Origin of the sequence: Staphylococcus delphini, assembly GCF_900636325.1 — a bacterium.
GTDB lineage: Bacteria > Bacillota > Bacilli > Staphylococcales > Staphylococcaceae > Staphylococcus > Staphylococcus delphini.
The window spans coordinates 2,056,799-2,083,435 of the sequence record NZ_LR134263.1 but is presented as its reverse complement, the minus strand read 5'-3'; the positions used below and the strand labels follow the sequence as shown (position 1 = coordinate 2,083,435).

At 36.4% G+C, this 26,637-nt stretch carries 22 protein-coding genes, 2 tRNA genes and 1 pseudogene; 16 read left to right on the top strand and 9 right to left on the bottom strand.

Features of this window, described 5'->3' with window-relative positions; all coding sequences use genetic code 11:
* Nucleotides 1-33: 33 nt before the first annotated feature.
* Nucleotides 34-2,569, bottom strand: a pseudogene (locus EL101_RS13545) (SdrD B-like domain-containing protein); the annotation flags it as partial.
* A gap of 1,395 nt (nt 2,570-3,964) precedes the next feature.
* Here EL101_RS13545 and EL101_RS09775 point away from each other — a divergent pair.
* The 5 genes from EL101_RS09775 (at nt 3,965) to EL101_RS09755 (ending at nt 8,302) form a co-directional block, all read left to right on the top strand.
* Nucleotides 3,965-4,510, top strand: coding sequence for a hypothetical protein (locus tag EL101_RS09775; RefSeq protein ID WP_096598275.1), 546 nt, complete (start codon nt 3,965-3,967; stop codon nt 4,508-4,510).
* Between the two features lie 231 nt (nt 4,511-4,741).
* Nucleotides 4,742-5,107 carry a hypothetical protein gene (locus tag EL101_RS09770; RefSeq protein WP_096598273.1) on the top strand — a complete coding sequence of 122 codons (366 nt, stop codon included), beginning with the start codon at nt 4,742-4,744 and terminating at the stop codon, nt 5,105-5,107.
* Nucleotides 5,108-5,350: 243 nt separating this feature from the next.
* On the top strand, nt 5,351-5,917 hold the full coding sequence (locus EL101_RS13700; RefSeq protein ID WP_275086916.1) for an SH3 domain-containing protein: 567 nt from the start codon (nt 5,351-5,353) through the stop codon (nt 5,915-5,917).
* 151 nt (nt 5,918-6,068) lie between these two features.
* On the top strand, nt 6,069-6,713 hold the full coding sequence (locus tag EL101_RS09760) for a type I restriction enzyme HsdR N-terminal domain-containing protein (RefSeq protein ID WP_096598271.1): 645 nt from the start codon (nt 6,069-6,071) through the stop codon (nt 6,711-6,713).
* On the top strand, nt 6,710-8,302 hold the full coding sequence (locus tag EL101_RS09755) for an N-6 DNA methylase (RefSeq protein ID WP_096598269.1): 1,593 nt from the start codon (nt 6,710-6,712) through the stop codon (nt 8,300-8,302). Before EL101_RS09760 ends, EL101_RS09755 begins: the two co-directional genes overlap by 4 nt.
* Before the next feature lie 946 nt (nt 8,303-9,248).
* Here EL101_RS09755 and EL101_RS09745 read toward each other — a convergent pair.
* The 3 genes from EL101_RS09745 to EL101_RS09735 all read right to left on the bottom strand — a co-directional run bounded on the left by EL101_RS09745 (nt 9,249) and on the right by EL101_RS09735 (nt 10,243).
* Nucleotides 9,249-9,337: transfer RNA gene (locus EL101_RS09745), tRNA-Ser, on the bottom strand.
* Nucleotide 9,338: 1 nt separating this feature from the next.
* A tRNA-Asn gene (locus EL101_RS09740) sits at nt 9,339-9,413 on the bottom strand.
* A gap of 212 nt (nt 9,414-9,625) precedes the next feature.
* Nucleotides 9,626-10,243: a competence protein ComK gene (locus tag EL101_RS09735; protein ID WP_096598265.1), complete on the bottom strand. Its 618-nt coding sequence runs from the start codon at nt 10,241-10,243 to the stop codon at nt 9,626-9,628.
* A 236-nt stretch (nt 10,244-10,479) separates the two neighbouring features.
* On the opposite strand from EL101_RS09735, the gene EL101_RS09730 reads away from it, so the two are divergent.
* Nucleotides 10,480-10,698 (top strand): IDEAL domain-containing protein, encoded by a 219-nt coding sequence (locus EL101_RS09730; protein WP_096542675.1) that lies wholly within the window; start codon nt 10,480-10,482, stop codon nt 10,696-10,698.
* Between the two features lie 221 nt (nt 10,699-10,919).
* Here the strand turns inward: EL101_RS09730 and EL101_RS09725 are convergent, their stop codons facing one another.
* Nucleotides 10,920-11,912 carry a lipoate--protein ligase gene (locus tag EL101_RS09725; RefSeq protein ID WP_096598263.1) on the bottom strand — a complete coding sequence of 331 codons (993 nt, stop codon included), beginning with the start codon at nt 11,910-11,912 and terminating at the stop codon, nt 10,920-10,922.
* A 187-nt stretch (nt 11,913-12,099) separates the two neighbouring features.
* On the opposite strand from EL101_RS09725, the gene EL101_RS09720 reads away from it, so the two are divergent.
* Nucleotides 12,100-12,285, top strand: a complete 186-nt coding sequence (locus tag EL101_RS09720) for a YkvS family protein (protein ID WP_096598261.1) — start codon at nt 12,100-12,102, stop codon at nt 12,283-12,285.
* A gap of 6 nt (nt 12,286-12,291) precedes the next feature.
* Entirely contained in the window at nt 12,292-12,894 is a 603-nt protein-coding gene (locus EL101_RS09715; protein WP_096598259.1) for a CPBP family glutamic-type intramembrane protease, read from the top strand.
* Nucleotides 12,895-13,066: 172 nt separating this feature from the next.
* Here the strand turns inward: EL101_RS09715 and EL101_RS09710 are convergent, their stop codons facing one another.
* Nucleotides 13,067-13,477: a YolD-like family protein gene (locus EL101_RS09710; RefSeq protein ID WP_096598257.1), complete on the bottom strand. Its 411-nt coding sequence runs from the start codon at nt 13,475-13,477 to the stop codon at nt 13,067-13,069.
* A 138-nt stretch (nt 13,478-13,615) separates the two neighbouring features.
* Between EL101_RS09710 and EL101_RS09705 the strand changes: the two genes are divergently transcribed.
* The 3 genes from EL101_RS09705 to EL101_RS09695 are packed head-to-tail and all read left to right on the top strand — an operon-like array spanning nt 13,616 to nt 15,595.
* Nucleotides 13,616-14,191 (top strand): GNAT family N-acetyltransferase, encoded by a 576-nt coding sequence (locus EL101_RS09705; protein ID WP_096598255.1) that lies wholly within the window; start codon nt 13,616-13,618, stop codon nt 14,189-14,191.
* Nucleotides 14,184-14,834 carry an ABC transporter ATP-binding protein gene (locus EL101_RS09700; RefSeq protein ID WP_096598253.1) on the top strand — a complete coding sequence of 217 codons (651 nt, stop codon included), beginning with the start codon at nt 14,184-14,186 and terminating at the stop codon, nt 14,832-14,834. Before EL101_RS09705 ends, EL101_RS09700 begins: the two co-directional genes overlap by 8 nt.
* Nucleotides 14,831-15,595 carry an ABC transporter permease gene (locus EL101_RS09695; protein ID WP_096598251.1) on the top strand — a complete coding sequence of 255 codons (765 nt, stop codon included), beginning with the start codon at nt 14,831-14,833 and terminating at the stop codon, nt 15,593-15,595. Before EL101_RS09700 ends, EL101_RS09695 begins: the two co-directional genes overlap by 4 nt.
* A 313-nt stretch (nt 15,596-15,908) precedes the next feature.
* Here the strand turns inward: EL101_RS09695 and EL101_RS09690 are convergent, their stop codons facing one another.
* A complete protein-coding gene (locus EL101_RS09690; RefSeq protein ID WP_019165636.1) occupies nt 15,909-16,847 on the bottom strand; it encodes a 1,4-dihydroxy-2-naphthoate polyprenyltransferase in 939 nt (312 codons plus the stop codon).
* 173 nt (nt 16,848-17,020) lie between these two features.
* On the opposite strand from EL101_RS09690, the gene EL101_RS09685 reads away from it, so the two are divergent.
* From EL101_RS09685 to menB, 4 genes are read left to right on the top strand one after another with little or no spacing between them, the layout of a single operon-like run.
* Nucleotides 17,021-18,379 carry an isochorismate synthase gene (locus tag EL101_RS09685; protein WP_096598249.1) on the top strand — a complete coding sequence of 453 codons (1,359 nt, stop codon included), beginning with the start codon at nt 17,021-17,023 and terminating at the stop codon, nt 18,377-18,379.
* Nucleotides 18,372-20,042, top strand: coding sequence for a 2-succinyl-5-enolpyruvyl-6-hydroxy-3-cyclohexene-1-carboxylic-acid synthase (gene menD / locus EL101_RS09680; RefSeq protein WP_096598247.1), 1,671 nt, complete (start codon nt 18,372-18,374; stop codon nt 20,040-20,042). Before EL101_RS09685 ends, menD begins: the two co-directional genes overlap by 8 nt.
* Nucleotides 20,029-20,820, top strand: a complete 792-nt coding sequence (gene menH / locus EL101_RS09675; protein ID WP_096598245.1) for a 2-succinyl-6-hydroxy-2,4-cyclohexadiene-1-carboxylate synthase — start codon at nt 20,029-20,031, stop codon at nt 20,818-20,820. Before menD ends, menH begins: the two co-directional genes overlap by 14 nt.
* Before the next feature lie 16 nt (nt 20,821-20,836).
* Nucleotides 20,837-21,655, top strand: a complete 819-nt coding sequence (gene menB, locus EL101_RS09670) for a 1,4-dihydroxy-2-naphthoyl-CoA synthase (RefSeq protein WP_096598243.1) — start codon at nt 20,837-20,839, stop codon at nt 21,653-21,655.
* 172 nt (nt 21,656-21,827) lie between these two features.
* Here the strand turns inward: menB and EL101_RS09665 are convergent, their stop codons facing one another.
* Both EL101_RS09665 and EL101_RS09660 read right to left on the bottom strand, forming a co-directional pair.
* Nucleotides 21,828-22,988: an aminotransferase class I/II-fold pyridoxal phosphate-dependent enzyme gene (locus EL101_RS09665; RefSeq protein WP_096598241.1), complete on the bottom strand. Its 1,161-nt coding sequence runs from the start codon at nt 22,986-22,988 to the stop codon at nt 21,828-21,830.
* A 114-nt stretch (nt 22,989-23,102) separates the two neighbouring features.
* On the bottom strand, nt 23,103-24,113 hold the full coding sequence (locus tag EL101_RS09660) for an acyltransferase family protein (protein WP_096598239.1): 1,011 nt from the start codon (nt 24,111-24,113) through the stop codon (nt 23,103-23,105).
* Nucleotides 24,114-24,476: 363 nt separating this feature from the next.
* Between EL101_RS09660 and EL101_RS09655 the strand changes: the two genes are divergently transcribed.
* Nucleotides 24,477-26,309, top strand: coding sequence for an acyltransferase family protein (locus tag EL101_RS09655; RefSeq protein WP_096598237.1), 1,833 nt, complete (start codon nt 24,477-24,479; stop codon nt 26,307-26,309).
* Nucleotides 26,310-26,637: the final 328 nt, after the last annotated feature.

Genomic DNA, 26,637 nt, shown 5'->3' with positions numbered 1-26,637 from the left:
GTCTTCCCAAACTTTGTCACCAATATTACGAGTAGGTGGAACAGGTGGTTCAGTTTTGTAGAAACCACTGTCGAGTGATAAGTCATCATTGTCACCCACAGTCACTTTTGTAGAAGTACCGTTTGAGTCGTTTTCTGCTGTACCTTGACCTGTTTGTGTTGGTGTGTAACCCTCAGGTGTTTCAAACTCGACAGTGTAGTCACCTTGTTCAACATTTTCAAATAAGTAGTTACCATTTGTATCAGTGACACGTGTATCGACAACGTTACCGTCTGCATCTTTTAATGTGACTGTTACATTAGCGATACCTGGCTCATCAGCATCTTGGATACCGTCTTTATTCGTGTCTTCCCAAACTTTGTCACCGATATTACGAGTAGGTGGAACAGGTGGTTCAGTTTTGTAGAAACCGCTGTCGAGTGATAAGTCATCATTGTCACCCACAGTCACTTTTGTAGAAGTCCCATTAGAGTCATTGTCTGTTGAACCTTGACCTGTTTGCGTCGGCGTATAGCCTTCAGGTGTTTCAAACTCGACAGTGTAGTCACCTTGTTCAACATTTTCAAATAAGTAGTTACCATTTGTATCAGTGACACGTGTATCGACAACGTTACCGTCAGCATCTTTTAATGTCACTGTAACGTTAGCAATACCTGGCTCATCAGCATCTTGGATACCGTCTTTATTCGTGTCTTCCCAAACTTTGTCACCGATATTACGAGTAGGTGGAACAGGTGGTTCAGTTTTGTAGAAACCACTGTCAATCGTTAAGTCGTCACGGTTTTCAACCAAAATACGTGCAGAAACCCCGTTCGAGTCTCTTCCTAATGTACCTTGACCTGTAATCGTCGGCGTATAGCCCTCAGGCGTTTCAAAATCAATAGTGTATTCGCCCTCTTTAACGTCTTCAAATAAGTAGTTTCCTTTATCATCAGTCGTACGCGTACTCACAATATTACCGTCAGCATCTTTTAATGTGACTGTCACATTAGCGATGCCTGGTTCATCAGCGTCTTGAATACCATCTTTATTTAAGTCTTCCCAAACTTTATTACCAACATTTTGTGTCGGTATTTCAGTGAGGTAAAAACCTTGGTCAACGGTTAAGTTGTTTCCGTCACTAATGATGCCTTGTGCACTTGTCGGACCATCTGAATCTAACGCATCATTACCTTGGTTTTGTGGACTCGCTGTGTAGCCTTCAGGAGTTTCGAAGTCAACGGTATAAATTCCATTTTTCAAATTATCAAAAACGTATTTGCCGTTCGCATTGGTTTCAGTGTGCTCAATCACTTTTCCATCGCTATCTTTCAAAGTGACTTTTACGCCGGGAATTCCGAGTTCACCTGCATCTTGAATACCATTTTTATTCGTGTCTTCCCAAACTTTGTCGCCCAATTGATATAAAGCCTCTGTTCCATCTGCATTCCCACTAGACGCACTTTTCAGAATATTATTATCCCATGTGATACGATCGTATTGATTATATTTATTTTTCGTATACATTGAAGCACGTAAGTTTAAGTCTTCAGAAGAACCCGAAACCTCTTTACTTGAAACTTTAATAATGTAACGCGCGCCGTGCAAGTCACCGAGGAAAATATCTGCCATGTTTTCGCCGTTACGATAAATCGTTTGAAATTGCTTGGTTACATCCTCATATTGACTATCATCTACACCGAAACTACTATTAAGTGCCTGATTGTCAGCAACTTTTAAAATTTTGATTTGAGTGGCATCTGGGTTTACTTGACCATTACTTGTGGCAGGATCGTTTTGGAAGCCTTGAACTCTTACGACAGTGCCATATGCCTCTTTTTGTAATGGATTGACGTAAATGTATTGTTCATATTCACCTGTTTTAGGGTCTTCCATCGTGATCATTGATTTCAAGTTAGAGTCGCCGACATTGTAATATTGACCGTAGTGTACATTGAGCTGTGTATCAAATGTTTCACCAGCGATTTCATAATTTAAAGGATATGTTGCTGACTCTTTTGCGACTTGACGATCCATAAATTGTGTTAAGTTGAATGAACCACTTACATTTTGTAAATTATTAACCACGTTAGTAAATCTATAAGTCAATGTATGGCTATCTACGTCATACTCACCTAAATGTTTCAGTCGCTTCATTTTGTTTTTCTTCTGTTTGAGCAACGTCAGCTTCTTTTGGACTTTCTTTAGCTTGTGTTGTGCTGTCTTTAACTTCTGATGATGCAGCATCTGAAGTTTGCTCAGTAGGTGTTGCTTCTTGTTCAGTCACTTCTTGATCTTGAGTTGGTGAGATTTCTGTTTTAGGTTGTTCTGCTGTAGCTGTTGATTCATCTATAGAAGTTTCATTCACTTTTGTTTGTGAGTCAGCTTGTTCTTCTGCCGACGCTTTGTTTGAGCCTTCTTGTAATTGCGTCACAGTCACAGGTGTTGTTGAGTTTTCAGCTGCAAAAGCTTCGTGGTGAATGCCGAAAAATGCAACAGTTCCGATTAAAAAGGACGCTGTACCTACAGAACACTTTCGAATAGAAAAGCGAGAAAGCGTTCTAGCGTTTCTTAAATTAGGTGTTTTCATTTAAATATCATCTCCAATAACATTTGTTGATTGAAATTTTCAATCAATCGTGTAAGAATTCTATCATAATAAACTGTTTAATACAAGAAAAGAAGTTAAAAGATTTAATTAATCAAGCGTTTTTTAAACGGAATCTTTTCTGCTTTATAAATATTATTTTTTTGCAAATAGTTAATTTCAACCAGTGATTTTGTACTCTAATTCTATTAAACAAAATAATGATTAACTGAGACTTGAGGATTAATTTAATTATTATATTATAATATAAAGTTTTTGTGCGAGTGCGATCTCTTTCAATTCATTTTGTAGCTATGAAAGTGATTATTACGATTCATAACAATGTCGTGTTGTCTGCAAAGTTAAAGTGTTGTACTATACAAAATAAAGAGATAAAATAATCTATTTTCAAGTTAAGCATCAAAATGTCTAGGATTTAAAATACAGTTTGCGATGACTTGAGAAAATAAATCATTGTATCCATTTAAGGTCTTAAAAATAAGGTGGATACAATAGAAAGGGGACTTATATGAACAAGAAAGAAACAGCATTAACGATATTGAATATTATCGCAAATGTCATCCTCTCTGTCGTGATTGTTGTACAAATGGTGGATAAACGTCGTTCAAAGTCACGCAGCCTTTAATTCGATAGTATGTATTCAAAAAAGTAAGAGACGATATATGTATTATTCTGAGGCTATTTCAAATAGGAGAGCATCAGATAATGGAATAAGCGGTTCTTTTGTGAAGGGGATGGCTTTTACAAGTGGATCCCATGCATATGGATGTTTGTTTATTATAATATATACTCATTTTTACAACAAGTTTTTTGAATGCAATGTGAATAAGTTGGGACTAGGCATATTCTTGATTTGAAAGGTTAGATAAGGATATTGAAAGAAAAGCGTAATAGGGCTTGTGAAGACATTACAGAAATTGTGAGAAATGTAATCGTTGTCCTTACAAGCCTTATCGCTATTATCAATATCGTAGTCGAGGCTTTAAAATGTGAGGAGTTGATTAAGGTGACAAATAGAAATAAAGATATAATGGCCATTATTTTTAATATTGCCGTGATTATCATATGTGGTATAGGTATTTTTTATTTGCTGAGTTATTAAAATGTTTGAAAATGGGAAGTTACAACACTTTAATTTGTGTGCTTGAGATTATTGATGGCTAGTGTCACATCTATTGAAACAATCATAATGAATAGATTTGGCACGAAAGATTAAGTGGGCGAAATATGATTAAACAGGGCGATCATTCCTACTGCCCTGATTTTTTGTGTTAAGAAATTGATATCATTAACATTTATACATATTAAAGTAATTTGATATATTGATATTGGGGAGTTGATTAAGGGATTGTTTAAACTTTTAAAGGGGTTTTTGCAATGAACAAGAAAATAAGTAAGATTGTTACTGCTACAGTTCTTACATCGCTTTTAACAGATCCTGTATATCTCATATTGGATGCTAACAACGTTAATGCTGAAACGACTAAAACGATCGATGAAGAAATGAAGCGAAAAAAAGAAATTGGAAATGCTTTATTGAACGAGATAAACAATAGTAAAAAGGACTTCAAAGATCCAAGTATAGCTGAAAAATTAAAAATTCAAGTTGAAAATTATAGAGATGGCGTTGCAGAAAGAGGGAAAGCAACTTTAACTGCTAAAGCAGGGGCTAAGGCGATTAAGGCAACTGTAAATAAAGTTGGGGAAAAAGCATGGAATAAATTAGTTGAGAAGGTAGAAAAAACAAGCGGAATAAAATTGGTTATGTTTCACTATCAAAGTATCAATAAATTTTGTGATATTTTAACAGGATTTGAAGGTAATTTAGCAGATGCTATGGCGACAGGATTGACTCGTAATTTTGGGTTTAATCAACAGTTTGCTTATATTGTTGCTAGAGCTTTCATCGCAATTGTGTTGTAGGTTTATTTGCTATGAGTACTAATAAAATAGTTTATTTGGTGTTTCTGATAATTACCTTTATTATTTATGTGTCTTTACCTGTTATAATTGGAAAAAATTCATTTGATGCTCGATTATTTGTTATTTTCCCCTTACTGTTTTTTGGAGCTTTTTTATTTTCTTCCGGCAATAATAAAAAGAAGTGATTGAAATACTATATCTTGGCTATTTTAATATTTTAAGGAGATTATTATGTTAAAAGAAAAAGAAAGCTTTAGATTACTTTATCAAGCAATACGAGAACTTGCAGATAAAATTGGAGATAATCAAGTAGAAACCAATTCTGTTAGTTTATTATTATTAGATTTTGATTTTGAACACGAAGTATTTGATAAGTTATATTTAGCAATTTTAAAATATTTAAATACAGTGAGTATAGATGATATAAGTCATAGTGAACTTTTGGATTTGATAGACAATACAATTCCAAAAGATCGAGAACTTAATACCTTTATAAAAAATAGAGTAATTATTGGTTTTGCTAATAATTATTTTCCAGAACTACAAGTATTAGCAGATACTATAAAGTCTGATATGGGAAGTTTATTAAGTCAATAATTCGATTTCTAAACTGTATTTAAGGTCAACTGTTGCGACAGTTACCTATCCACGGGACGTTTTTCTATACTTTTACGATTTTGGGAACGTTTCAGGGACGTTTAGGATGAAATACGATGTTCAACTAAAAATAACCAAAAACAACAAAACACCGTTATACCAACGTTTTAAATTACGTGATATAACGGTGTATTAACGAAAAATAATCAAAATACGGAAACATTAAAAGTAGCTGCGGATGTGATGAAGTCATATGGGTTAGCAGTAAATAGAAACACGGTTCGCTTGCATAACGAATTCTTCGGTACTTCTTGCCCACATCGTTCATGGGAGTTGCACGTCGGCAAAGGTGCGCCATACACAACTACAAATATTAATAAAATGAAAGATTATTTTATTAAACGTATCAAACACTATTATGACGGTGGAAAGTTAGAAGTTAGCAAATCGGAAACTATCAAACAATCTGACGTTAAACAACTAGTTAAAAAGCAAGAAGCAAAACAAGTTGTTAAGGCGACAGATTGGAAACAGAATAAAGACGGGATTTGGTATAAAGCAGAACATGCCTCGTTCACAGTGACAGCAAGCGAGGGAATCATCACTCGCTACAACGGTCCTTGGACTGGTCACCCTCAAGCAGGAATATTAAGAAAAGGTCAAACGATTAAATATGATGAAGTTCAAAAATTTGATGGTCACGTTTGGGTATCGTGGAAAACGTTCGAGGGAGAAACAGTGTATATGCCAGTGCGAACATGGGACGCTAAGACTGGTAAAGTAGGTCCGTTGTGGGGAACAATTAAGTAAAGTATGATATACTATGTATATCCACGACATGAAAGGGCGGTCATTACGACTGCCCTGTTTTTTTGTATAAAACAAAGGAAAATCTTACAAAAAACTATATTTTTAACTAGATATGGTATAATTAATCATATTTTAGATTAGGAGATTTGTGATGAGACCGTTAGAAGCCAATACTAGAAGTAATTTCGACCAAACATTAATAAATTTGAATTATATAATAGACGAAACTAATGAACTCTGCAATGTTTTTAAAGAACAACCTAAAACCGAAGAACAAAAGAAGAGGTTAGGAAGAAAAAGAGCAGATTATATAATATATGAATCAAATACAGATAACCCACTAGCCGTTGTAGAAGCCAAAAAAATAGGTGAAGATATTGAAAAAGCTTCTAGTCAAGCTATAGAATATGCAAGATGTATAAAGGCTCCTTTAGCATTTGTTACAAATGATACTAATATCTTAGGGTTTGATGTGATATCAAATAATGTTTTGAAAATTGACAATATGCCCTTACAAAGATTTGTTGATGAAAGTTTATTGTTACGCTTTATACAAGAGGGTGACGATTTAATTAGTAAACCTATAAGTGAAAAGTTAAATAAAGCAGAAATATTAAACATTTTTAAGAAAATTAATGATTTATTGAGGAAAGAAGGATTAAGAACTGGTCATGAGAGGTTTTCAGCTATATCAGACTTATTATTCTTAAAATTATTAAGTGAGGATAGTAATTTAGGAGAATATACAGGAAATACTGCGATGCATATAGGTAAAAATACAGTTGGGAAGAATTGAAAAAACAAGACGACAATAACTTAGTGGATTTTTTCAATGATATTGTAAGGCCTAGATTGATAAAAAGATATGGTGCTATTTTTGAAAACCAATTTACTATTAAAAAGGATAGTATTTTAAGAAAAATAATCGAATTATTAGATCCTATTAATCTTTCTAAAGCTAATTCTGATATTAAGGGAGACGCTTTTGAATATTTCTTAAAAAATTTAACTAATGGTAACAAAGATTTAGGAGAGTATTATACACCGAGACATATAATACAATCAATAATAGGTGTTCTGGATCCTAAGTATGGCGAGAAAATTTATGATCCTTTTTGTGGAACTGGAGGATTTTTAATTGAAGCTTTTAAATATTTAACATTAAAATCAGACATGTCTAATCCAGATATTAGAAAGTTTATTAAAAGTAAGAGTTTATATGGTAGTGAAATAAGTTCTACTGCTAGGATAGCTAAAATGAACATGATTTTGTTTGGGGATGGAAGTACAAATATATATCAGCAGGATACTCTTGAAAACCCAAAGAAAAATAAGTACGATATTGTTTTGTCAAATATCCCTTATTCCCAAAAAACTGATTATGGTGCTTTATATAAATTAGATACAGATAACGCTGACGCAGTGTGTGTAAAACATATGTGGGACGCATTAAAAGACGGAGGAAGAATGGCGGTTGTTGTGCCAGAAACTTTTTTATATGAGGAAGGTATAATTAAATTACTACGTGAACATATCTATTTTAATTCTGATGAAATTACAATAATTTCCTTACCTAGAGGGGTGTTTAATCCATACACCCCTACCAAAACTTCGGTGATAATTGTTAAAAAGCGTCACAATAACAAACCTGAAGGGATATATTTCAAAGTAATAGATAATGATGGATTTGAATTAGGAGCAAGAAGAAGGCCATTGAAAAAAGCTTCCGATTTAACAAACCTAAAAAATAATATAGAAGAAAAGTGTAATGACCTCCCCAATAACTATTATTACAAAGGTGATTTAAATGATAATTTTTCATTCCTACCATTTGATTATTTTGAAGATGTACCTAAAGAGATAAAGAATAACAATGTAAGTTTATCCAACGAGATTATCGCTTTGCCTAAGAAAAAATTGAAAGACTTAGACGATATAAAACAAATAGCAATACTGACTATATCTCAAAATGGAACTTTTTTAAAAGAACTAACCGAGGATTATGAAGACTACATGAATCACACAATAGTAAAAAAAGGAGATATAATTTATAATCCACACAGAATTAATGTGGGTAGCATTGGTAGTGTAACTTTAAACTATGACATAATGGTTGTCAGCCCGATTTATGAAATATTTAAATTGAAAAATCTAGATCATAATTATTTAGTGAGTCTATTAAAGACAAAGCCCTATTTACAAGTAATAGAGCACTATACTAAAGGTGGCGCTAGACCGACTTTGAAGATAGAAGATTTAGGAAAAATAAAAGTCCCAAAATTAGGACAGCATGAGATAGAAGAACATAGAAAGATAACTTTAAAGATTGAATCTTTATTAGAGCAGATAGAGAATCTGGAAAGTGGGTTTAATTTAAATATTTAAAAATAACCCACATCTGCGTAGTGTACTTGAGGACAACTGTTGCGACGGTTGCCATTTCCCCACCACACCCCATCGGTGTGGTATTTTTTATGAGTAAAATTTAAAAAAGTTAGTGAAAAGGGTTGTATTATCACGAAATTCGTGATATAATTAATATAGAAATTAGGAAAGGGGTGAAAAAATGAACCGAGTCGATAGAGAGGAAACTCTCAAAGAAAAAAAGATAAGGCTTTATAAGGACATTACAGAAATTGTGAGAAATGTAATGGTTATCCTTACAAGCCTTATCGCAATAATCAAAATGATAGTCGGGGGTTAATCCCCCCTCGGCTTCATTATATAATGAGGTGATGAAAATGACAAACAAACAGAAAGATATTATTTCGATAGTCTTTAATGTAGTAATAATTTTGTTGTGTGTCTTTGGCGTTGTGTATATGCTAAGTAATTAAGTATCGACTCGGTTCGTTTAAAATATGGAAAAAGAAATATTGGCAAAAGTTAACGTACTTCTTAAGAATCAAACAAGTTATAAGATTTCTAAAGAAACCAAGCTACCATACCAAACAATTCAGGATATTAAAAACGGTAAAACTAAACTATTAGAATCTAAGTTTAAAACTGTAATACGTTTATACGAATACCAAAAACAACTCGAACGAGAAAACGAATAAAAACCGCCCCGCCTGCAATAGGTGGGGCGGTTTTTATTGGCTGTCGAGAAGTTAGTTTGGTCAACATTTGGTCAACATTTGGTCAACATTTGGTCAACATTTGGTCAACGAGAGGTCAAAAAAATGAAAAATCCCCTTATTTGACCAAATTTTGACCACTTTATTTCAAAACGGATAATAAGGGATATTAAGTGAAAATAAAAAGAACGCCGTCATAACAGCGTTCTTGGTGATTTTAAGGAAACAAATATTAGCCATTGTTTCCTATCTAGCGGAAACGGAGGGATTCGAACCCTCGCGCCGCTTTCGCGACCTACACCCTTAGCAGGGGCGCCTCTTCAGCCAACTTGAGTACGTTTCCATGGCTCCACAGGTAGGACTCGAACCTACGACCGATCGGTTAACAGCCGATAGCTCTACCACTGAGCTACTGTGGAATAACTTTTCAATCACAAATATTATTATATCAACATCATTGGAGAAATCAAGGGTTAATAACAAAAAAGTTAACGGAACATTTACACTATGCGTATATAAATTCCGCTAACTTTACACTTTGTTAAAGAAATAGTCTAGATGAAACATGTTGCGTTTTCTCTCAAGTCATACCATCATGATTCATTCAATACAAGAATTCAAAATAACATAGCTACAAGTAAGTCGCTTTTTTCTTCTTTTCTTCTAATTCTCTCTTTGCATTTTCTAATAAAGCATATTGCGATAGTGCTTCAAAAATATTAAAAGGTTGCTGGTCGTAATCAATAGGTTTTTCAGGATTATGTGTTTGTACTTGATTAGACCTTCCTACTAAATAAGCGAAATAAACACAATTCAAAAATTGATGTTTAATACTATGATGCGAAATAGGCAGCGTGACAGTTAAATCATTGGCAAAAGTGACTTTACAACGGGCGCCTTTTAATGGTTTAAGTTTGACTACGTAATGCATGTTCAGCCAACTATTTTCAGGAACCCTATCCGAGTGAGTGGGGAAAAAGTAGGTTTGATAAATGGGAGTGAGCAATATTGGTGTCTTGTTAGAGATATTGGCGATACGTTTAGCTTGTGCTTTTCTTCCAGAGTACGATTCACCATAATGTCTACAACTGCGCTCAATAATACGTTGGGCACGATCGTGAATAATAAAATGATCACCATCATATCTATAGATTTCCGTACTCGTGAGCGCACCATCAGGACCATCTACTGGTCTCAAAAACATATCTCCTTTACTAATTGCATACATGATGTTGGATTTTTGGTCCATAATAGAACCCTCCTATCTCTTAAGGTGTCGGGTCTCTCTGTCTAATTCTCATTATATGAATATTCTGAATTAAGTCAACGTCGTTTTGTAAATATATGGATAATATTACAAAAATCAGATAAAAATTTGACTTAATTACTTTAAAAATTCAGAAAATTCGTTGCGTTTTGCGCCATGTTTCGTTATACTATTTAATAACTTAATACTATGCATTTAACACAAAGGAGTGACTCAACATGAAAAATCAAACTGATGTAAAGAAACAAATGGTTGCTGACCCGGTCCGTACGATTAATCAGCTGGGCGTTGAACTTGTGATTGCACATGCATTGAAGAACCAAAGAAAGCAGAAATTGCAGTATTTAATTGATGAAGCATTGGTCAATAAAAATGAACAAGCATTTCTAAAGTATACTGATGAATATTTAGAGTTGGAGGCAGTCAACGGTGAGTAGTCAAATTGTATCCACGTCTTCAAATTAAACAGGACTATCCGTCATGTATGGGGTAGTCCTGTTTTTACGTCATTATGTTAAATTTTTAACCCTCTTATATTCAGAAATTAACTAATGAGGTGATATTTACACTTTAAGCAAAAGTAAAATATACTACATTTGCCTCGGAATCAGACGAAGTTAATATACAATATGATTAATGACAGTGTCGTTTACGTGTATTAAACCATCATGTCGATGAGACCATCACGAGGAATGTCACCAAAGTAATGATAAAGATCATAATCTTTCAGCGCTTCTTGAATGGCTGCTCTTTGGTGTAAAACGTCTGTCAGTGCATTTTCAAGTTCGGTCACATCACCTTCACCGAAAAAGTCTCCGAAAATTTTAGCATGCGCAATACGACCTTTTTTGACATCAAGTTTAATTTGAACAAAACCTTTTTCAAATTTATGCTCACGCTCAAAGTTATATTTTGGATTTTTACCGTAATTCCAGTCCCACGCACGATATTTTTCGTTGCTTAACTTTTCAATATTTTTCCAGTCTTCCTCTGTCAAAATATAAGATTCGACTTCTGCTTCACCGAACAATTTTTTGAGTATAATGGCTTTGAATGTCTCAATATCGAGCGGTTCATCTAAAAATTCTTGAATGTTAGCGACACGTTTACGGACAGATTTGACGCCTTTAGATTGAATTTTTGCAGGATTGACACGCAATGCATTTTGCACTTCATCTAAATCGCTGTTCAACATAAGTGTCCCATGACTAAACATACGGTCTTTTACTTTGACCATCGCATTGCCCGAAATTTTAGCTTGACCCACTTGAATATCGTTACGGCCTGTGAGTTCAGCCTTTACACCTAAATCGTTGAGGACTTCAACAATCGGCTGCGTGAATTTTTTGAAGTTATGAAAACTATCGCCATCATCTTTAGTAATAAAGCTGAAATTTAAATTACCGAAATCATGATACACTGTGCCACCCCCAGAAATACGGCGTACGACATCAATCGCATGTGTTTCGATGTAAGGTTGATGCACTTCTTCAATCGTATTTTGATTTTTGCCCACAATGATGGACGGTCGGTTAATGTAAAATAGAAAATAACTATCGTCGTCATCCATAGGTACGGTTTTTAATACGTACTCTTCCATCGCTAAGTTTAATGTTGGATCAGTATGGTTTTGATTACTAATAAATTTCACTCAGAAACACTCCTTTCCCAAAATATGCCCTTACTTATGTTATGCATGATTTAATTCGATTTTTCCAATCATTTATCTTAAAAAGACACTGAATGTAAATAATTTCTGACAATTGACGTAAATTGTTTATTTAAAATGTAAATTTTAGTACAATATATGCTAGTAAATTTCTAAGGGGGACAGAAAGATGACAATTGCAGAAGTAGGAGACATCGTAGAATTCTATGATGGGATACGAGGAAAAGTTGAAAAAATCAATGATAACTCTGTCATTGTTGATTTAACAATCATGGAAAATTTCAGCGAATTAGATTTGCCTGAAAAAACAGTGATTAATCATAAGAGATATGAAATTATTGAACAAAAAGGATAAACGTATATGAAAAAGATCAACAAACCGCTACTTTGGTTTATACTGAGCTTTATTGCTTTCCACATTATTTTAATGTTGTTGTGGGGTGAGCATGGTGTATATTGGCAACTCTATACAGGAATTATGTTAATCGCAGGCATTAGTTATGTTTTTTATCAAAGAGATTTTGCCTCCAAACGACTATTAACTTCCATTGCGATAGGGTTAGCGACTGGCGTTGGGCTTGTACTGATACAAGTCATTTTCTCATGGATCACTTCAGAACTGACGTATGCTTCGTTGATTAAACAATTATCACGAACAGGTGTTTATTTTAAATGGCAAATTTTAGTGACGCTCTTATTTGTTATGCCATGTCATGAATTATATATGCGTACCATTTTACAAAAAGAAATCGTGCGTATGACTTCAAAACCGTGGCTCTCTATATTAGTCGGAGCTTTAGCTTCAGGTTCATTTTTCATCTATTTAGATCAATGGTGGATTGTGACATTCATTTTTGTTTGCCAATTGTTGCTCGGTTTTAGTTATATGTACACACGTCGAATTATCACCACAACAGTCGCTCAAATTGTAGCGGTCGTCATTTTATTGATTTTTCATGGTTAAACTTTACACAGTAAATGTTGTCATTCGTGCAATGTTTGCTGTGTTTTTATGTTTTTTAATGTGATAAAAAGTTATCCAAGTCATCTTTTTGAATCAAACGGTTGCATCTTTTTTCAAATCAGGGTATAGGATAAAATCAAGTCCATCACGCGATGAGATTGCATGCGCGATACTATTCAATCGCATACAATTCGTTCAACCCGATGACTAATCGATCAGTGCGGCGTTCGTTCGTAAGCACCAATTCGTTCGTCAATGTATCGATACTCGCGATATAGCCTTGAATGGTATGGATATGTCCAGCACGCCAATAGTAAATTTTACTAAAAGCGTTGTGCGATATTTTTAAATGCAGCATTTGGTTCAGTTCGTTGATTTGATCTTCACTTAAGTCAGGCCGGTCGATTTTAAGTTGATTGGCTTCGAATTGTTTAATTGCTTCAAACTGTTCGGGCAATGTTGCGAAAGGGGCCCATTTCACAATGCCGCGCCCTCTAGGAATTCGAGTGTTAAGATATTGTCTTGGAATTTTTCGATAGTCTGTTTCGGATTGGTATGCTGTAGGGAGCGTACGATCATGCATGGAAATCACCTCAACTCAATTATAGAACATTTGTTCCGTTTTGTGAAGTATTTTTAGAACGTTTGTTTGTATAAATATTGGAGTATTTTTAAACGTCGGATAAATAGGCTAAAATGTAAAGAGTGAGGTGACTCAAATATGATTAGAAAAGCAACACCCCAAGATGCGCGTGCGATTGCAGAGTTAACATACATCGTTTGGCAAGATATGGAACTTGAAATTGTGCGTCGTTATGAGAAAGAAACCGTGATAGCAGCACTTGTTAAAAGCGCAACAGAAGTTCATTATCGCAATCATATTGAACACGTAGATATTTATGAAGTTGCAGGACAAGTGGCAGGCATCTTGATTGCGTATCCGAGCCAATACGAAACGACATACGAACAGGCTTGGCAAAATTTAACTTTAGCTGAAAATATTCAATTAGAAACAGGCACGCCATTACCTGTATTAGAGGCAGAGTGTGGAGATGTCTATATTGAAACGATTGCCACTTTCCCTGAGTTTCGTGGTCGAGGCATTGCAACAAAATTGATTCAAGCAAGGCTCCAATCGAATCCAGAAGCGACATGGAGCTTGAACTGTGATGAGCAGAATGAACGTGCCTATCAACTGTATCGTAAGTTAGGATTCCAAGAAAAAATGAAAAAAGTACTTTATGGGCATGAATACCGCTATATGATTTATCAAAATGAGGGAAACGCCTATGCTTGAGTTAACAAATGTCAGCTACGAAAGCGGTGAACGCAAAATTTTACACAATATCAGTTGTCATATCGACAAAGGTGAAGCGGTGGCTGTTGTCGGACCGTCTGGAAGTGGTAAAAGTACGCTGTTGAGGTTAATTGCAGATTTAATGAGCCCAACTAGTGGAAATATTGAATTTAAAGGACAACCTTATGCACACTATTCACCGGAAATATTGAGACAGCATATCAGTTATTTGCCGCAAAGTGTGGAATTGTTTGGTGAGACGATTCAAGATAATTTAGCTTTTCCAGCAAAGGTGCGTCAAGTTTCGTTTAATAAGTCTAAAGCAAAAAAGCTGTTAGAAAAAGTAGGTTTAAAAAAATATAAACTTTCGGACAAGGTGCAACATATGTCCGGGGGTGAAAAGCAACGGATTACGATTGCACGCCAGCTCATGTTTACGCCAGATATACTGATGCTAGATGAAGCGACGAGTGCGTTAGATGACAAGAGCAGTCGTCAAATTGAAAAATTGGTGTTTGATTTAGTTCAAGAGGGCATGTCCGTTTTGTGGATTACGCACAATGATGCACAAAGTCAACGCCAATTTCACCGCAAAATGGAAATTCGTGATGGTATGTTAACGAGGGAGGCGCGTTTGTCATGATGAGTACGACTTCGCTATTACTGACATCATTATTGCTACTCATTCCCATTTTAGTTTCGTTTAAAGAGCGATTACATATTGCTAAAGATTTAATTATTGCAGCGATACGTGCAGTGATTCAATTAGTGATCATTGGTTATTTACTGGAATTTGTTTTTAAATTAGAAACGACATGGATTGTACTGTTACTCATTTTAGTCATTATGGTTAACGCGGCTGCCAATACACAAAAGCGAAAACCAGAAGTGGTGCGTCATGCATTTTGGATTTCTTTAGCAGGGATACTCACAGGCGCAACTCTATCTTTAGGTGGTGTGCTTTTAACGGGCGCTATTGACTTTAAACCGAATGAAATTATTCCAGTTGCAGGCATGGTGGGCAGTAATGGCATGATTGCGATTAATTTAAGTTATCAAAATTTAGATCGTATTTTTACGAAAGAGACAACGGTCATTGAAGCTAAACTTTCTTTAGGTGCAAGTCCAGCTATGGCAGCAAAAGAAGCGATTAGGGAAAGTGTCAAAGTCGCGATTGTGCCGACGATTGATTCTGTCAAGACATATGGCCTTGTGTCGATTCCGGGTATGATGACGGGCATGATTATTGCAGGTGTGCCACCGATACAAGCGATTAAGTTTCAGTTAATGGTCGTATTTATTCATACTACAGCGACGATTATTTCAGCATTGGTTGCGACGTATTTAACCTATCGACAATTTTTCAATGCGCGCCATCAATTAGTACAAGCGTCTCAGAATTAGCTGAAGTCGATCATTTGAGGTATGACGTTTAACAGATACATGCATACCGTTATGGTGCAGTATGCGGGACACTCAGAAAAGCTTCTCGATTTTATAAAGTGCGTGAAAATATCAAAAGCGTGGCATTTCTTTAACCTTACGTATGAAAATAGGGGATGACACGAGTGAGAAAAATGGTAAAGTAGAGATATATTAAAATTTCGTAAATACATTTTCGTTTATAAGCGAATAGTGTGGTACGATATATAAAAATGTAAAAAAAGAATCGAAGCCTTTGTTATTCTAAGACCACGATTCTATCGAGTATTTTAACTTATACGCCACCAAGCAGTGCACTAATGTAAATACCCAATGCGTAAAGTAGACCGAATAATGTATTCGTTTTACCTGAAGCCGCCATTGCAGGCATCATTGATTGCGGTGTATCATTCTTTTGGAAGCGACGATACACTTTCACTGGTAGTGGGAAACTCAGTAACACGAGCAAATAGAACAGTGAACCGCCATCTTTGAATAGTGCAGTGTAAATGACAAACAGGTAGGCAATCGCGTAAAATGTTGCTAAAAAGATAAGCGAACCACGCTTTCCTAATAAAATAGGTAAAGTGCGTCTACCACTTTGACTGTCTTTAACTCGGTCACGAATGTTGTTTGACATGTTGATGAGCCCAATCGTAATGACAATAGGAATACTAATCCAAAAAGCATAATTTTGAAGGTTGCCTGTTTGGATGTAAAAAGCGATCACGATAATAATCATACCCATGAAAACACCTGAGAATAATTCGCCAAACGGTGTCCATGAGATTGGGAATGGACCGCCTGTATATAGGTAACCAATAGCCATACATAACAGACCAACAGGAATAAGCCAAAATGAACTTTGAATTGCTAAGTAAAGCCCAAGTATTGCTGCAATGATATAAAAAATAATTGCAAGTCTTAATACATGTTGGGGTGTCATCCCATTACGTACGATGGCGCCACCAATACCTACTGATTCATGGTCATCTAACCCTTTTTTGAAGTCGTAGTATTCATTGAACATATTCGTTGCGGCTTGAATTAACAAACAAGCGAACAACATTGCTAAGAATAAACCGAAATGGAGATGGTCCTCGCTACCTAATAAAAAAAGTTTTGCAGTCGCTGTTCCGACTAAAACAGGAACAACGGATGCTGTTAATGTATGAGGACGCATGAGTTGCCAATATTTGTGAAACGTTGAATGTTTTTCAAATTGAGACGTCATGTTAGTCAACCTCTTTTTTATAATATTTATATTACATTGATATTATAAAAAAGTTCGTCAATGAAATCAATAACAATATTATGGAAAAGACACTTGTGCACACAATCGTCTTTAAAAATGTTAAAATGTAATAATGGATAAAACTTGATTATGATGAAAGAAGTGAGTATGGGATGAGTGTTGATGTCTGCGAACAGGCAATCATCGACGCGGTACAACAAACAAAACAACAATGGGTCTCAGTTGAAGTCAAATTAGAACAACAATTAGATCCGATTACGTTGTTCGATATGTCGAAAGAAGATGCAGGGGACCGTTTTTATTTTCGATTAAATGATAACGAAACTTCTTTTTTTGGATACCGTGTTGCAGCAAAAATAAAAAATGATTTTACAAATAAACGTTCTATTTTTAAAGAATGGGAAAAATTTAAAGATGATATCGCATTAATCCATCCCGATTCTGAACGCCATCATTTACGTATTTGCGGTGGATTTCAATTTTCTACCAAGCGGATGGGGGATGAATGGCGTCGCTTTGGTGTGAATCATTTTATTTTACCTGAAGTCTTAATATCGCAAGTCAATCAAGAAACGTTTTTAACATATACTGTACAAAAAGAAGCGTTTTCGATTGAACAATTATATGAGTTAGTTGAAAAGTTAAATCATTTACCGCGTGTGGTCGTGCAAAATACAACGCCGCCACAGATTAAGCGGATTGAAGATATATATAAAGATGAGTGGGAAGCATTAGTCGAGGAAACGACAGCAAAATTAGCACATGATGAAAAGGTCGTGCTCTCTCGACGTCGTATGGTGCAATTTGATGCGGATATTGAAATCGGGGCCGTATTATATCGTGCACTTAAAAATGAAAAAAATAGTTATTTATTCGCGTTAGAGTCAGAAGATGATATTTTTATTTCTCAAACGCCCGAGCAATTATTTAAGGTTACAAATGGCATGTTATCAACGAAAGCCGTTGCGGGAACAATTCCAAGAACACACAATGAAGCACAAGATCAGGCGCGTATTAATGCGTTGTTAAAAAATGAAAAAAACTTAATTGAACACGGCATTGTCGTCGAAAGCATTCTTGAAGATATTCGACCGTTTATTCAGTATGCCGATTATAATCGTGAGCCACAAGTATTGAAAAATGACCATTTATACCATTTATATACTGAAATTGGAGGCCCATTAGCGCATAAATCCTATATTGAGCTGATAGATGATTTACATCCAACGCCTGCGCTAGGGGGATATCCGAAAGCACGTGCATTAGAATATATTGAAATGCATGAATTTGGTGCACGTGGCCTTTACGGTGCGCCAGTCGGTATGATTGATATGTACGATGATTGTGAATTTATCGTGGCCATTCGCTCGATGTTAATGAATCATCAGCAAGCGTTACTCTTTGCAGGTGCGGGCATTGTGAAAGATTCGGATGCAGCAGAAGAAGTCGCTGAAACAGAATTAAAATACAAACCGATGATGGTAGCTTTAGGGGTGAGTGAACATGACTAATCAGCGCTTTTTGACGGAGCAAGTGTTTCATTTTGTATCAGAATTATATGCATATGGATTACGTGAAGTCGTGATCAGTCCGGGGTCACGCTCCACGCCTTTAGCACTCGCGTTTGAATGTCATCCGCATATTCAAACGTGGATCCATCCTGATGAAAGAAGTGCGGCTTTTTTTGCGTTAGGTTTAATCAAAGGGAGTCAACGTCCGGTCGCGATTCTTTGTACATCTGGCACAGCTGCTGCAAACTATGTGCCTGCTATTGCTGAAAGTCATATTAGTCGTTTGCCCCTCGTTGTACTGACAAGTGATCGACCGCATGAATTAAGAGGTGTAGGTGCGCCACAAGCAATCAATCAAGTCAATATGTTTCAAAACTATGTGCGTTTCCAATTCGACTTACCGATTGCAGATGGTACGCCTAATACATTGGATGTGAACAAATACCAATTACAAAAGGCGAGTCAGTTTTTCGACGGTCCACACCAAGGTCCAGTGCATTTCAATTTACCTTTCCGTGAACCGTTAACACCGGATCTGTCGCGTCAAGATTTGTTGACGTCATTGCATTATGAACGGCCCCACTATCAAAAAACGATGGATTTCAGTGCAATTCTTCCAGTGTTAAAGCAATCTAAAGGGCTGATTGTTGTAGGGGACATGCAGCATCAAGATATTTCACAAATTTTAACTTTCGCGACGATATATGATTTGCCGATCTTGGCTGATCCACTTAATGGTATCCGCGCGACACAACATCCGAATGTCGTCACGGCGTATGATTTATTATTACGTTCAGGGCTCGACTTGTCGGCTGATTTTGTCATTCGTGTCGGTAAACCAGTCGTCTCTAAAAAGTTAAATCAGTGGTTGAAAACGACAGATGCGACACAAATTTTAGTTCAAAACAATGCAGATATCGATGCGTTTCCGAAAAATCCCGATTACTTTTTTGAAATGTCGGCCAATGACTTTTTCAGAGCATTAGGAGATATTCCTGCTGCTTACCGAAAAATGTGGTTGCGACAATGGCAAAGTATGGAAGAACAGGCGCGTCATACGATTAAAGCACACCAAGAAACAGCGAATGATGAAGCGGCGTATGTCAGTCGTGTACTCGATAAATTAGGCGCTGACGACGCGTTATTTGTCAGCAATAGTATGCCGATTCGTGATATCGATAATTTATATATTGACCATCAAGCACGCATTTATGCCAATAGAGGGGCGAATGGCATCGATGGTGTGGTTTCTACAGCACTCGGTATGGCTGTACATCAAAAAGTGACATTGCTTATAGGCGATATTGCATTTTATCATGACATGAACGGGCTATTAATGTCGAAACTGAACGATATCCATATGAACATCGTCTTATTAAACAATGACGGTGGCGGTATTTTTTCTTATTTACCACAAAAAGAAGGAGCACCTGAACATTTTGAACGGTTGTTTGGTACGCCGACAGGTTTGAACTTTGAACATGCAGCATTGTTGTATGACTTTAACTATAAACGCTTCCAAGACTTACAAGCGTTCGAATACAGCCATTTGACGACGATGACACCGACATTATTTGAAGTTGTGACGCAACGTGAAGCCAATTACGAAGCGCATCAAAATTTATATCAGAAATTGAGTGAAGTTGTGAATGTTACATTATAACTGGTATAGAGCACAGTCAGAAACGAACAAAATGATCATCCTCTTGCACGGCTTTATCAGTGATCAACGCACATTTTCATCTCATATTGAGCCATTGACCCAAGCGGCGCACGTCTTATGTGTGGATTTACCTGGTCACGGTCAAGATCAATCATCAGAAGAAGTTGTGTGGGATTTTGACTGGATATGTACGCAATTAAATGCTGTGTTGGCACAGTTCGGAGCCTATACGCTATACCTTCATGGCTATTCAATGGGGGCGCGTGTTGCATTAGCTTATGCATTGCAATATCAAGATGCGTTGGCAGGTGTCGTGTTAGAAAGCGGCTCACCTGGAATTGAAGATGATGATGCACGTCTTGAACGTCAACAAGTGGATGCAGCTCGGGCGCGTGTTCTTGAAATTGCGGGCATTGAAGTGTTTGTGAATGATTGGGAAAAATTGCCATTGTTCCAAACACAGCGGTTTTTAAAGGAGACAACACGCCAACATATTCGCGAGCTGAGACTTGCGCAACAACCGAAGCGATTAGCGAAAGCATTGCGTGATTATGGGACAGGACATATGCCAAACTTATGGCCACAATTAATAAGTTTGAAATTGCCTGTGCAACTCATCGTAGGGGAATGGGATGAAAAGTTTGTGCATATTGCTGAACGTATGTCTGACGTGCTTTCAGAGGCACAATTGACAGTCGTACCGCAAGTCGGTCATACGGTAAATGTGGAAGATGGCGTTAAATTTGATACAATACTATTAGAGTTTATAAAAGGTTAACTTGAGGAGGTCCACCATGGAAAGACAATGGGAAACATTAAAAGAATATAAAGAAATCAAATATGAATTTTTTGAAGGGATTGCGAAAGTCACAATTAATCGTCCGGAAGTACATAATGCATTCACACCGAATACAGTACAAGAAATGATTGATGCATTTACACGTGCAAGAGATGACGAACGTGTAGGTGTCATTGTATTAACGGGTGAAGGCGACAAAGCGTTCTGTTCTGGTGGAGACCAAAAAGTACGTGGCCATGGCGGTTATGTCGGCGATGACCAAATTCCACGTTTAAATGTGTTAGACTTACAACGTTTAATTCGTATCATTCCAAAACCAGTTATCGCGATGGTAAAAGGGTATGCCATTGGTGGCGGTAACGTCCTTCAAGTCGTATGTGATTTAACAATTGCGGCTGATAATGCAAAATTTGGTCAAACAGGGCCTAAAGTAGGTTCATTTGATGCTGGTTACGGTTCAGGTTATTTAGCGCGCATTGTCGGCCATAAAAAAGCACGTGAAATTTGGTACTTATGTCGTCAATACGATGCACAACAAGCGTTGGATATGGGTATGGCGAACACAGTCGTACCACTTGCTGACATTGAAGAGGAAACAGTGCAATGGTGTAAAGAAATCATGCGTCATTCACCAACAGCGTTACGTTTCTTAAAAGCAGCGATGAACGCAGATACAGATGGTCTAGCTGGTTTACAACAATTCGCTGGTGATGCGACATTGTTATACTACACAACTGATGAAGCGAAAGAAGGCCGTGACGCGTTTAAAGAAAAACGTGATCCTGATTTTGATCAGTTTCCTAAATTCCCATAAGTCTTTAATTTAAAGATGTAAGATGAAAAGTCCGTTTTATTCATTAAGTGAGTAGAATGGGCTTTTTGTTTTGACATTGAATATTTTTTGAACATAAAACGTGACATTAAAAAATAGCAGATATTGCTGTTGAATAATCTTACAATATCCGCTACTTTGATCATGTATTAAGTTAATTATAGCGTAATTCCAAATATTGTCGTAACCGTGCCATACCTTCTTGTAATTGTGCCATATCATAAGCGTAGGAGATGCGGACGTAGCCTTTACCAAAATCAGTAAATGCGGAACCTGGTACCATCGCAACGCCTACATTTTCTAATACATCGACACAGAAGGTAAAGTCATCTTCGGCAAAGGCTTCGATGTTTGGAAAAATATAAAATGCCCCCTGTGGCACGCCGTCTAAGCGAAAGCCCATCGATTGTAATGCGTTGATGAGATAATCTCGACGTTCGACATAGGCTTGGTTCATCTCTTGAGGTGCATCGACGGCTTCACGTAATGCAACTATGGTTGCCACTTGTGCGGGTACGTTGGCACAAATACAGTTGTACGCGTGCATAAATGTCAACTTGTCGATTAAGTATTGTGGACCTGATAGAAAACCAATACGTATCCCTGTAGCTGAATGAGATTTACTTAACCCATTGATTAACAATAATTGATCACGTATGTCATCAAATTGCGCGAAAGATGTGTGCGTGTGACCAAAAGTGTTCTCGGCATAAATTTCATCGCTTATCACAAATAAAGGGTGTGCCTTTAATACGTCGACAATAGCTGCCACTTCTTCAGCCGTCAATATTGCTCCAGTTGGATTGGAAGGGTAGTTGAGTAATATCGCACGTGAACGTGGTGTGATATGCTGTTGAATTGCTTCAGGTGTCACTTTAAAACCTGTCTCCCGTGTATCGATAAATACAGGTACGCCACCTAACGTTTGAATTAACGGAATATAGCCCGCATAAACAGGTCCAGGTAATAAAATTTCGTCTCCTGGATTAATAATACAACGGAGCGCCGTGTCTAACGCTTCAGACGCCCCATTTGTAATAATGATTTCTTCTGGATCATAATGCACGTTGAAGTGGGATTGATAATAATGTGCGACAGCTTCACGTGTGTCACGACGGCCTTTGTTGTGAGAATAAGTTGTATAATCATTCGCAATCGCATCTTGATACGCTTGTTTAACGACATCAGGCATGTGAAAATCGGGTTGTCCAATTGTTAGATTGATTACATCGTCCATGTCATTGATTTTACTTGAAAACTGGCGGATACTTGGTGCTTTTAAAAATTGTGCGTATGTATTGAGTTCTAATTTCATCCTATCACGTCCTAAAAAAAGAGAAGTTAACATTTAGAATAACACGACCGTATAGCCAAAATCTAATGTAAAGTGATGACTATAGGCGATGTCTTCTCATGTTAACTTCATGATTTATTGATCATAAGGTTTAAATGCAGAAGGGCGTTGTAAATGAACGGCAGGATTCGTCCATTTCGCCACAATGTTAGTCGACCATATCCAAACGATAAAACAAGCGAGCAAGAAGTTATAGATTAACCCTAACCCAGGTTGTTCAATAAATGGATAAATTTGATGCCCACGAATGACGCCGATAAATAGACCATGGAGCAAATAGATATACATCGTCCGTGAGCCAATATACGTAAATACATGGTGTGCTCTCGGGACTAGATTAAGAAAGGCACACATCGTACCTAAAATAATGACATATAAGCTTAACCTTTTTAATGGGCTAAATAAAAATTCGATGCCTTCAATATTTTTATACGGTGAGCTCGCAAGTAACCAATCTGAATCGATAGGATGTAAAGTATAAAAAACAAAAAAGCTCACGAATACCATCACTGATACTGGCATAAAACGTCTGAATCGGATATAACGACTAAACCTGTCATCCATAATGTAACCGATATAAAAAATAGGGAAAAAGACGAGTGTACGTGACCAACTCAGATACCCGTTGACATCAGTGGAATAACCCGCCAATACTGCAATTAAGATCGCAATCGGAAGCACATAAATCGGTTTGAATTGACGGACAATGACAATAATGACATTGAAGAAAAAGAGTGTTAATAAAAACCAAAGCGCAAATACTGGGTCAAATGGATCTAAGTCTAGTGAACTATTTTTACCGGTAATAAAGTAATAAATCGAGAAAAATGCGAAAAAGATTAAGTAAGGGCCTAACAATTTTTTGCCGACTTTTTCGATATAACCTGCACGTCCGACATTTTTAGCGAAGTAACCAGATATAAATAAAAACGTTGGCATATGAAAGCTGTAAATGACTAAATAAAGTGCATACACCGTTGGATGTGTATCAGTATAAGGTTGTATTAAGTGTCCGAACACAACGAGAAATATTAAGATTGCACGTGCATTATCAAAAAATGCGTCTCTCTTTTTAGTTTGTGCCATAATCTTGTGTGTCTCCTTTTTAAAATCTCAACATTAGATTATTATAAACGCTTTTCATAATGCAAAGAAAATGAATATTAAACAGTATCATTTGCACGAATATGAAAGGTACAGTGTTGAGAAAGATAAAATTTAGCTTATAATAATTAAGAGGATTCAAAATCATCGTTAAAGCGAGAACAAAGCATACGCCGCTTCGACATCTCGTGTCATCATCGTATGAAAATCAAGTGATGATATGCAATCAAGCTTTGACGCTACATCATATATTTTCTGTTTTATTTAGAATGATTTTGTGGTAAATTGAATATCATATACCTTCAAATCGTTTCTTAATAAATCATCAATTAGGAGAATGTTGTTATGTTACATCATAATTTTACTGGAATGAAACGATTGCAACATCCACCACGGTATTTGCCGGGACTAGATGGGTTGCGTGCAATTTCAGTGATCGCGATCATTATTTATCACCTTAATGCACAGTGGCTAGCTGGAGGATTTTTAGGTGTAGATACATTTTTTGTGATCTCTGGTTATTTAATTACATCACTATTATTATTTGAATATGAAAACTATCAAACAATCGATTTAGCAAACTTTTGGATTAAACGTTTTAAAAGGTTAATTCCAGCGATGTTATTCGTGACTTTAGTATCAGTCTTGTACGTCGTTTTATTTGCTCCTCAAATCTTACATTCGATCAAAGGGGATGCGATTGCAGCGTTGTTATATATATCGAACTGGTGGTACATTTTCCAAGATGTAGACTATTTTGACCAGTTCAAACCGATGCCATTGAAACACTTATGGTCATTGGCTGTTGAGGAACAATTCTATATCTTTTTCCCAATTGTTTTAACGTTATTTTTTAAAATATTTAAAAGAAAAAGATGGATCGTACTCGCGTTTTTCATCATTTCTATTGCGTCGGCAGTATTAATGTTTTATATGACAACACCTGATACGAACCATGCACGTACATATTTTGGGACAGATACCCGTTTACAAACATTATTACTAGGTGTCATTTTTGCATTTATATGGCCAGCTTTTCGATTGAAAGAACATCCGCCTAAATTTGCGGCTAACATTATCGATAGTCTAGGCCTTATCGCATTACTCGCTTTACTTACATTATTCTATTTTGTAAACGAACAGCAATTCATCCTTTATAGCGGTGGATTTTACTGTATTTCATTACTCACATTGATACTTATTGCAAGCCTTGTACTTCCGAATGGGCGATTAGCTAAAGTGATGAGTAACCCTGTATTTTTGTATATCGGTAAAAGGTCATACAGTTTATATTTATGGCATTATGTCATCGTGACATTTGTACATCAATACTTTGTGGCAGGTCAATATCCCTATTATGTTTATATCATTGACATTGCGTTAACATTTTTGATGGCAGAAATTTCATATCAATTTATCGAGACACCATTCAGACGCTATGGTTTCAAAACATTCTATTCAAAAGATAAAATTTGGATAACGGTGATTCGTACACCAATCGTTTTGGCTATTATCGTTACAGCCGCATTAGTACTCAATGGTCAATTTGACTATCTCGCTAAACAAGAGAAAAAGGCGAGCAGTTATCAAACGAATCATAAAAATAATGGTAAAGACAATGAAAAGCCAGCAGAAGATCCAACTGAAAAGGAACAAAAAGTAGAAAAGTTTGATCCTAAAAAGCAATCACCGCTCTTTATTGGCGACTCCTTAACAGTAGGGATGGGCTATTATCTGGATGAGCATTATCAAAAGCCTACCATTGATGCACAAGTCGGTCGTTCAATGGGCGCAGCGATAGAGGTTGCGAGAAACTATACGTCATTTAATCAAAAAGGGCAACCGGTCGTCATTCAGATTGGTACGAATGGTGATTTTGACCAAGCCCAATTAGAAACACTTATCAAAGATTTTGATAAAGCCGATGTTTATTTAATCAATACGACAGTGCCGCGTGACTATAAAGATCACGTGAATCAATTGCTTAAAAAAGCAGCAGATAAACATAAGCATGTGACGCTAGTAGATTGGAATAAAGTTGGTGTCGGTCATACGGAATATTTTGCGTATGATGGCATACATTTAGAACATCCAGGTATTCAAAAGCTCGTGTCAGAGTTGGATAAAGAGATGAAGGCGAATCAGAGTAAGCCTAAAAATAAAGCAGAAGCGAAATAAAGAGAAGCGGTTGATGGTGAATGCCATTGACCGCTTTTTAGTGCGCCCGGCATGGGTAACATCTTGACGGTGAAAGTCCGTTACAGGCTTGGTAGTGGGAACTGTTAGCGAAAGACAAGGGTGTCCATTGCGAAGTCAGACTGCTACTGCGTTAAATAGTAAGCATTAGGTTGAAAAAATCATTGACATTTTAAGGGAAGTATGTTTATGCTTTAATTGTCTGAAATATCTGATAATTAAAGGAGGAATAACTATGAATATTACATTAAGTATCAAAAAGGTGGATTTGGGAAAGTTAATGTGTTGTAATGCGTTTGCTAAAGGCGAT

Coding starts and splice junctions, on each gene's coding strand:
- EL101_RS09775 (WP_096598275.1), top strand. CDS start 3,965: ATGAACAAGAAAATAAGTAAGATTGTTACTGCTACAGTTCTTACATCG.
- EL101_RS09770 (WP_096598273.1), top strand. CDS start 4,742: ATGTTAAAAGAAAAAGAAAGCTTTAGATTACTTTATCAAGCAATACGA.
- EL101_RS13700 (WP_275086916.1), top strand. CDS start 5,351: ATGAAGTCATATGGGTTAGCAGTAAATAGAAACACGGTTCGCTTGCAT.
- EL101_RS09760 (WP_096598271.1), top strand. CDS start 6,069: ATGAGACCGTTAGAAGCCAATACTAGAAGTAATTTCGACCAAACATTA.
- EL101_RS09735 (WP_096598265.1), bottom strand. CDS start 10,243: ATGGACCAAAAATCCAACATCATGTATGCAATTAGTAAAGGAGATATG.
- EL101_RS09730 (WP_096542675.1), top strand. CDS start 10,480: ATGAAAAATCAAACTGATGTAAAGAAACAAATGGTTGCTGACCCGGTC.
- EL101_RS09720 (WP_096598261.1), top strand. CDS start 12,100: ATGACAATTGCAGAAGTAGGAGACATCGTAGAATTCTATGATGGGATA.
- EL101_RS09715 (WP_096598259.1), top strand. CDS start 12,292: ATGAAAAAGATCAACAAACCGCTACTTTGGTTTATACTGAGCTTTATT.
- EL101_RS09710 (WP_096598257.1), bottom strand. CDS start 13,477: ATGCATGATCGTACGCTCCCTACAGCATACCAATCCGAAACAGACTAT.
- EL101_RS09705 (WP_096598255.1), top strand. CDS start 13,616: ATGATTAGAAAAGCAACACCCCAAGATGCGCGTGCGATTGCAGAGTTA.
- EL101_RS09700 (WP_096598253.1), top strand. CDS start 14,184: ATGCTTGAGTTAACAAATGTCAGCTACGAAAGCGGTGAACGCAAAATT.
- EL101_RS09695 (WP_096598251.1), top strand. CDS start 14,831: ATGATGAGTACGACTTCGCTATTACTGACATCATTATTGCTACTCATT.
- EL101_RS09690 (WP_019165636.1), bottom strand. CDS start 16,847: ATGACGTCTCAATTTGAAAAACATTCAACGTTTCACAAATATTGGCAA.
- EL101_RS09685 (WP_096598249.1), top strand. CDS start 17,021: ATGAGTGTTGATGTCTGCGAACAGGCAATCATCGACGCGGTACAACAA.
- menD (WP_096598247.1), top strand. CDS start 18,372: ATGACTAATCAGCGCTTTTTGACGGAGCAAGTGTTTCATTTTGTATCA.
- menH (WP_096598245.1), top strand. CDS start 20,029: ATGTTACATTATAACTGGTATAGAGCACAGTCAGAAACGAACAAAATG.
- menB (WP_096598243.1), top strand. CDS start 20,837: ATGGAAAGACAATGGGAAACATTAAAAGAATATAAAGAAATCAAATAT.
- EL101_RS09665 (WP_096598241.1), bottom strand. CDS start 22,988: ATGAAATTAGAACTCAATACATACGCACAATTTTTAAAAGCACCAAGT.
- EL101_RS09660 (WP_096598239.1), bottom strand. CDS start 24,113: ATGGCACAAACTAAAAAGAGAGACGCATTTTTTGATAATGCACGTGCA.
- EL101_RS09655 (WP_096598237.1), top strand. CDS start 24,477: ATGTTACATCATAATTTTACTGGAATGAAACGATTGCAACATCCACCA.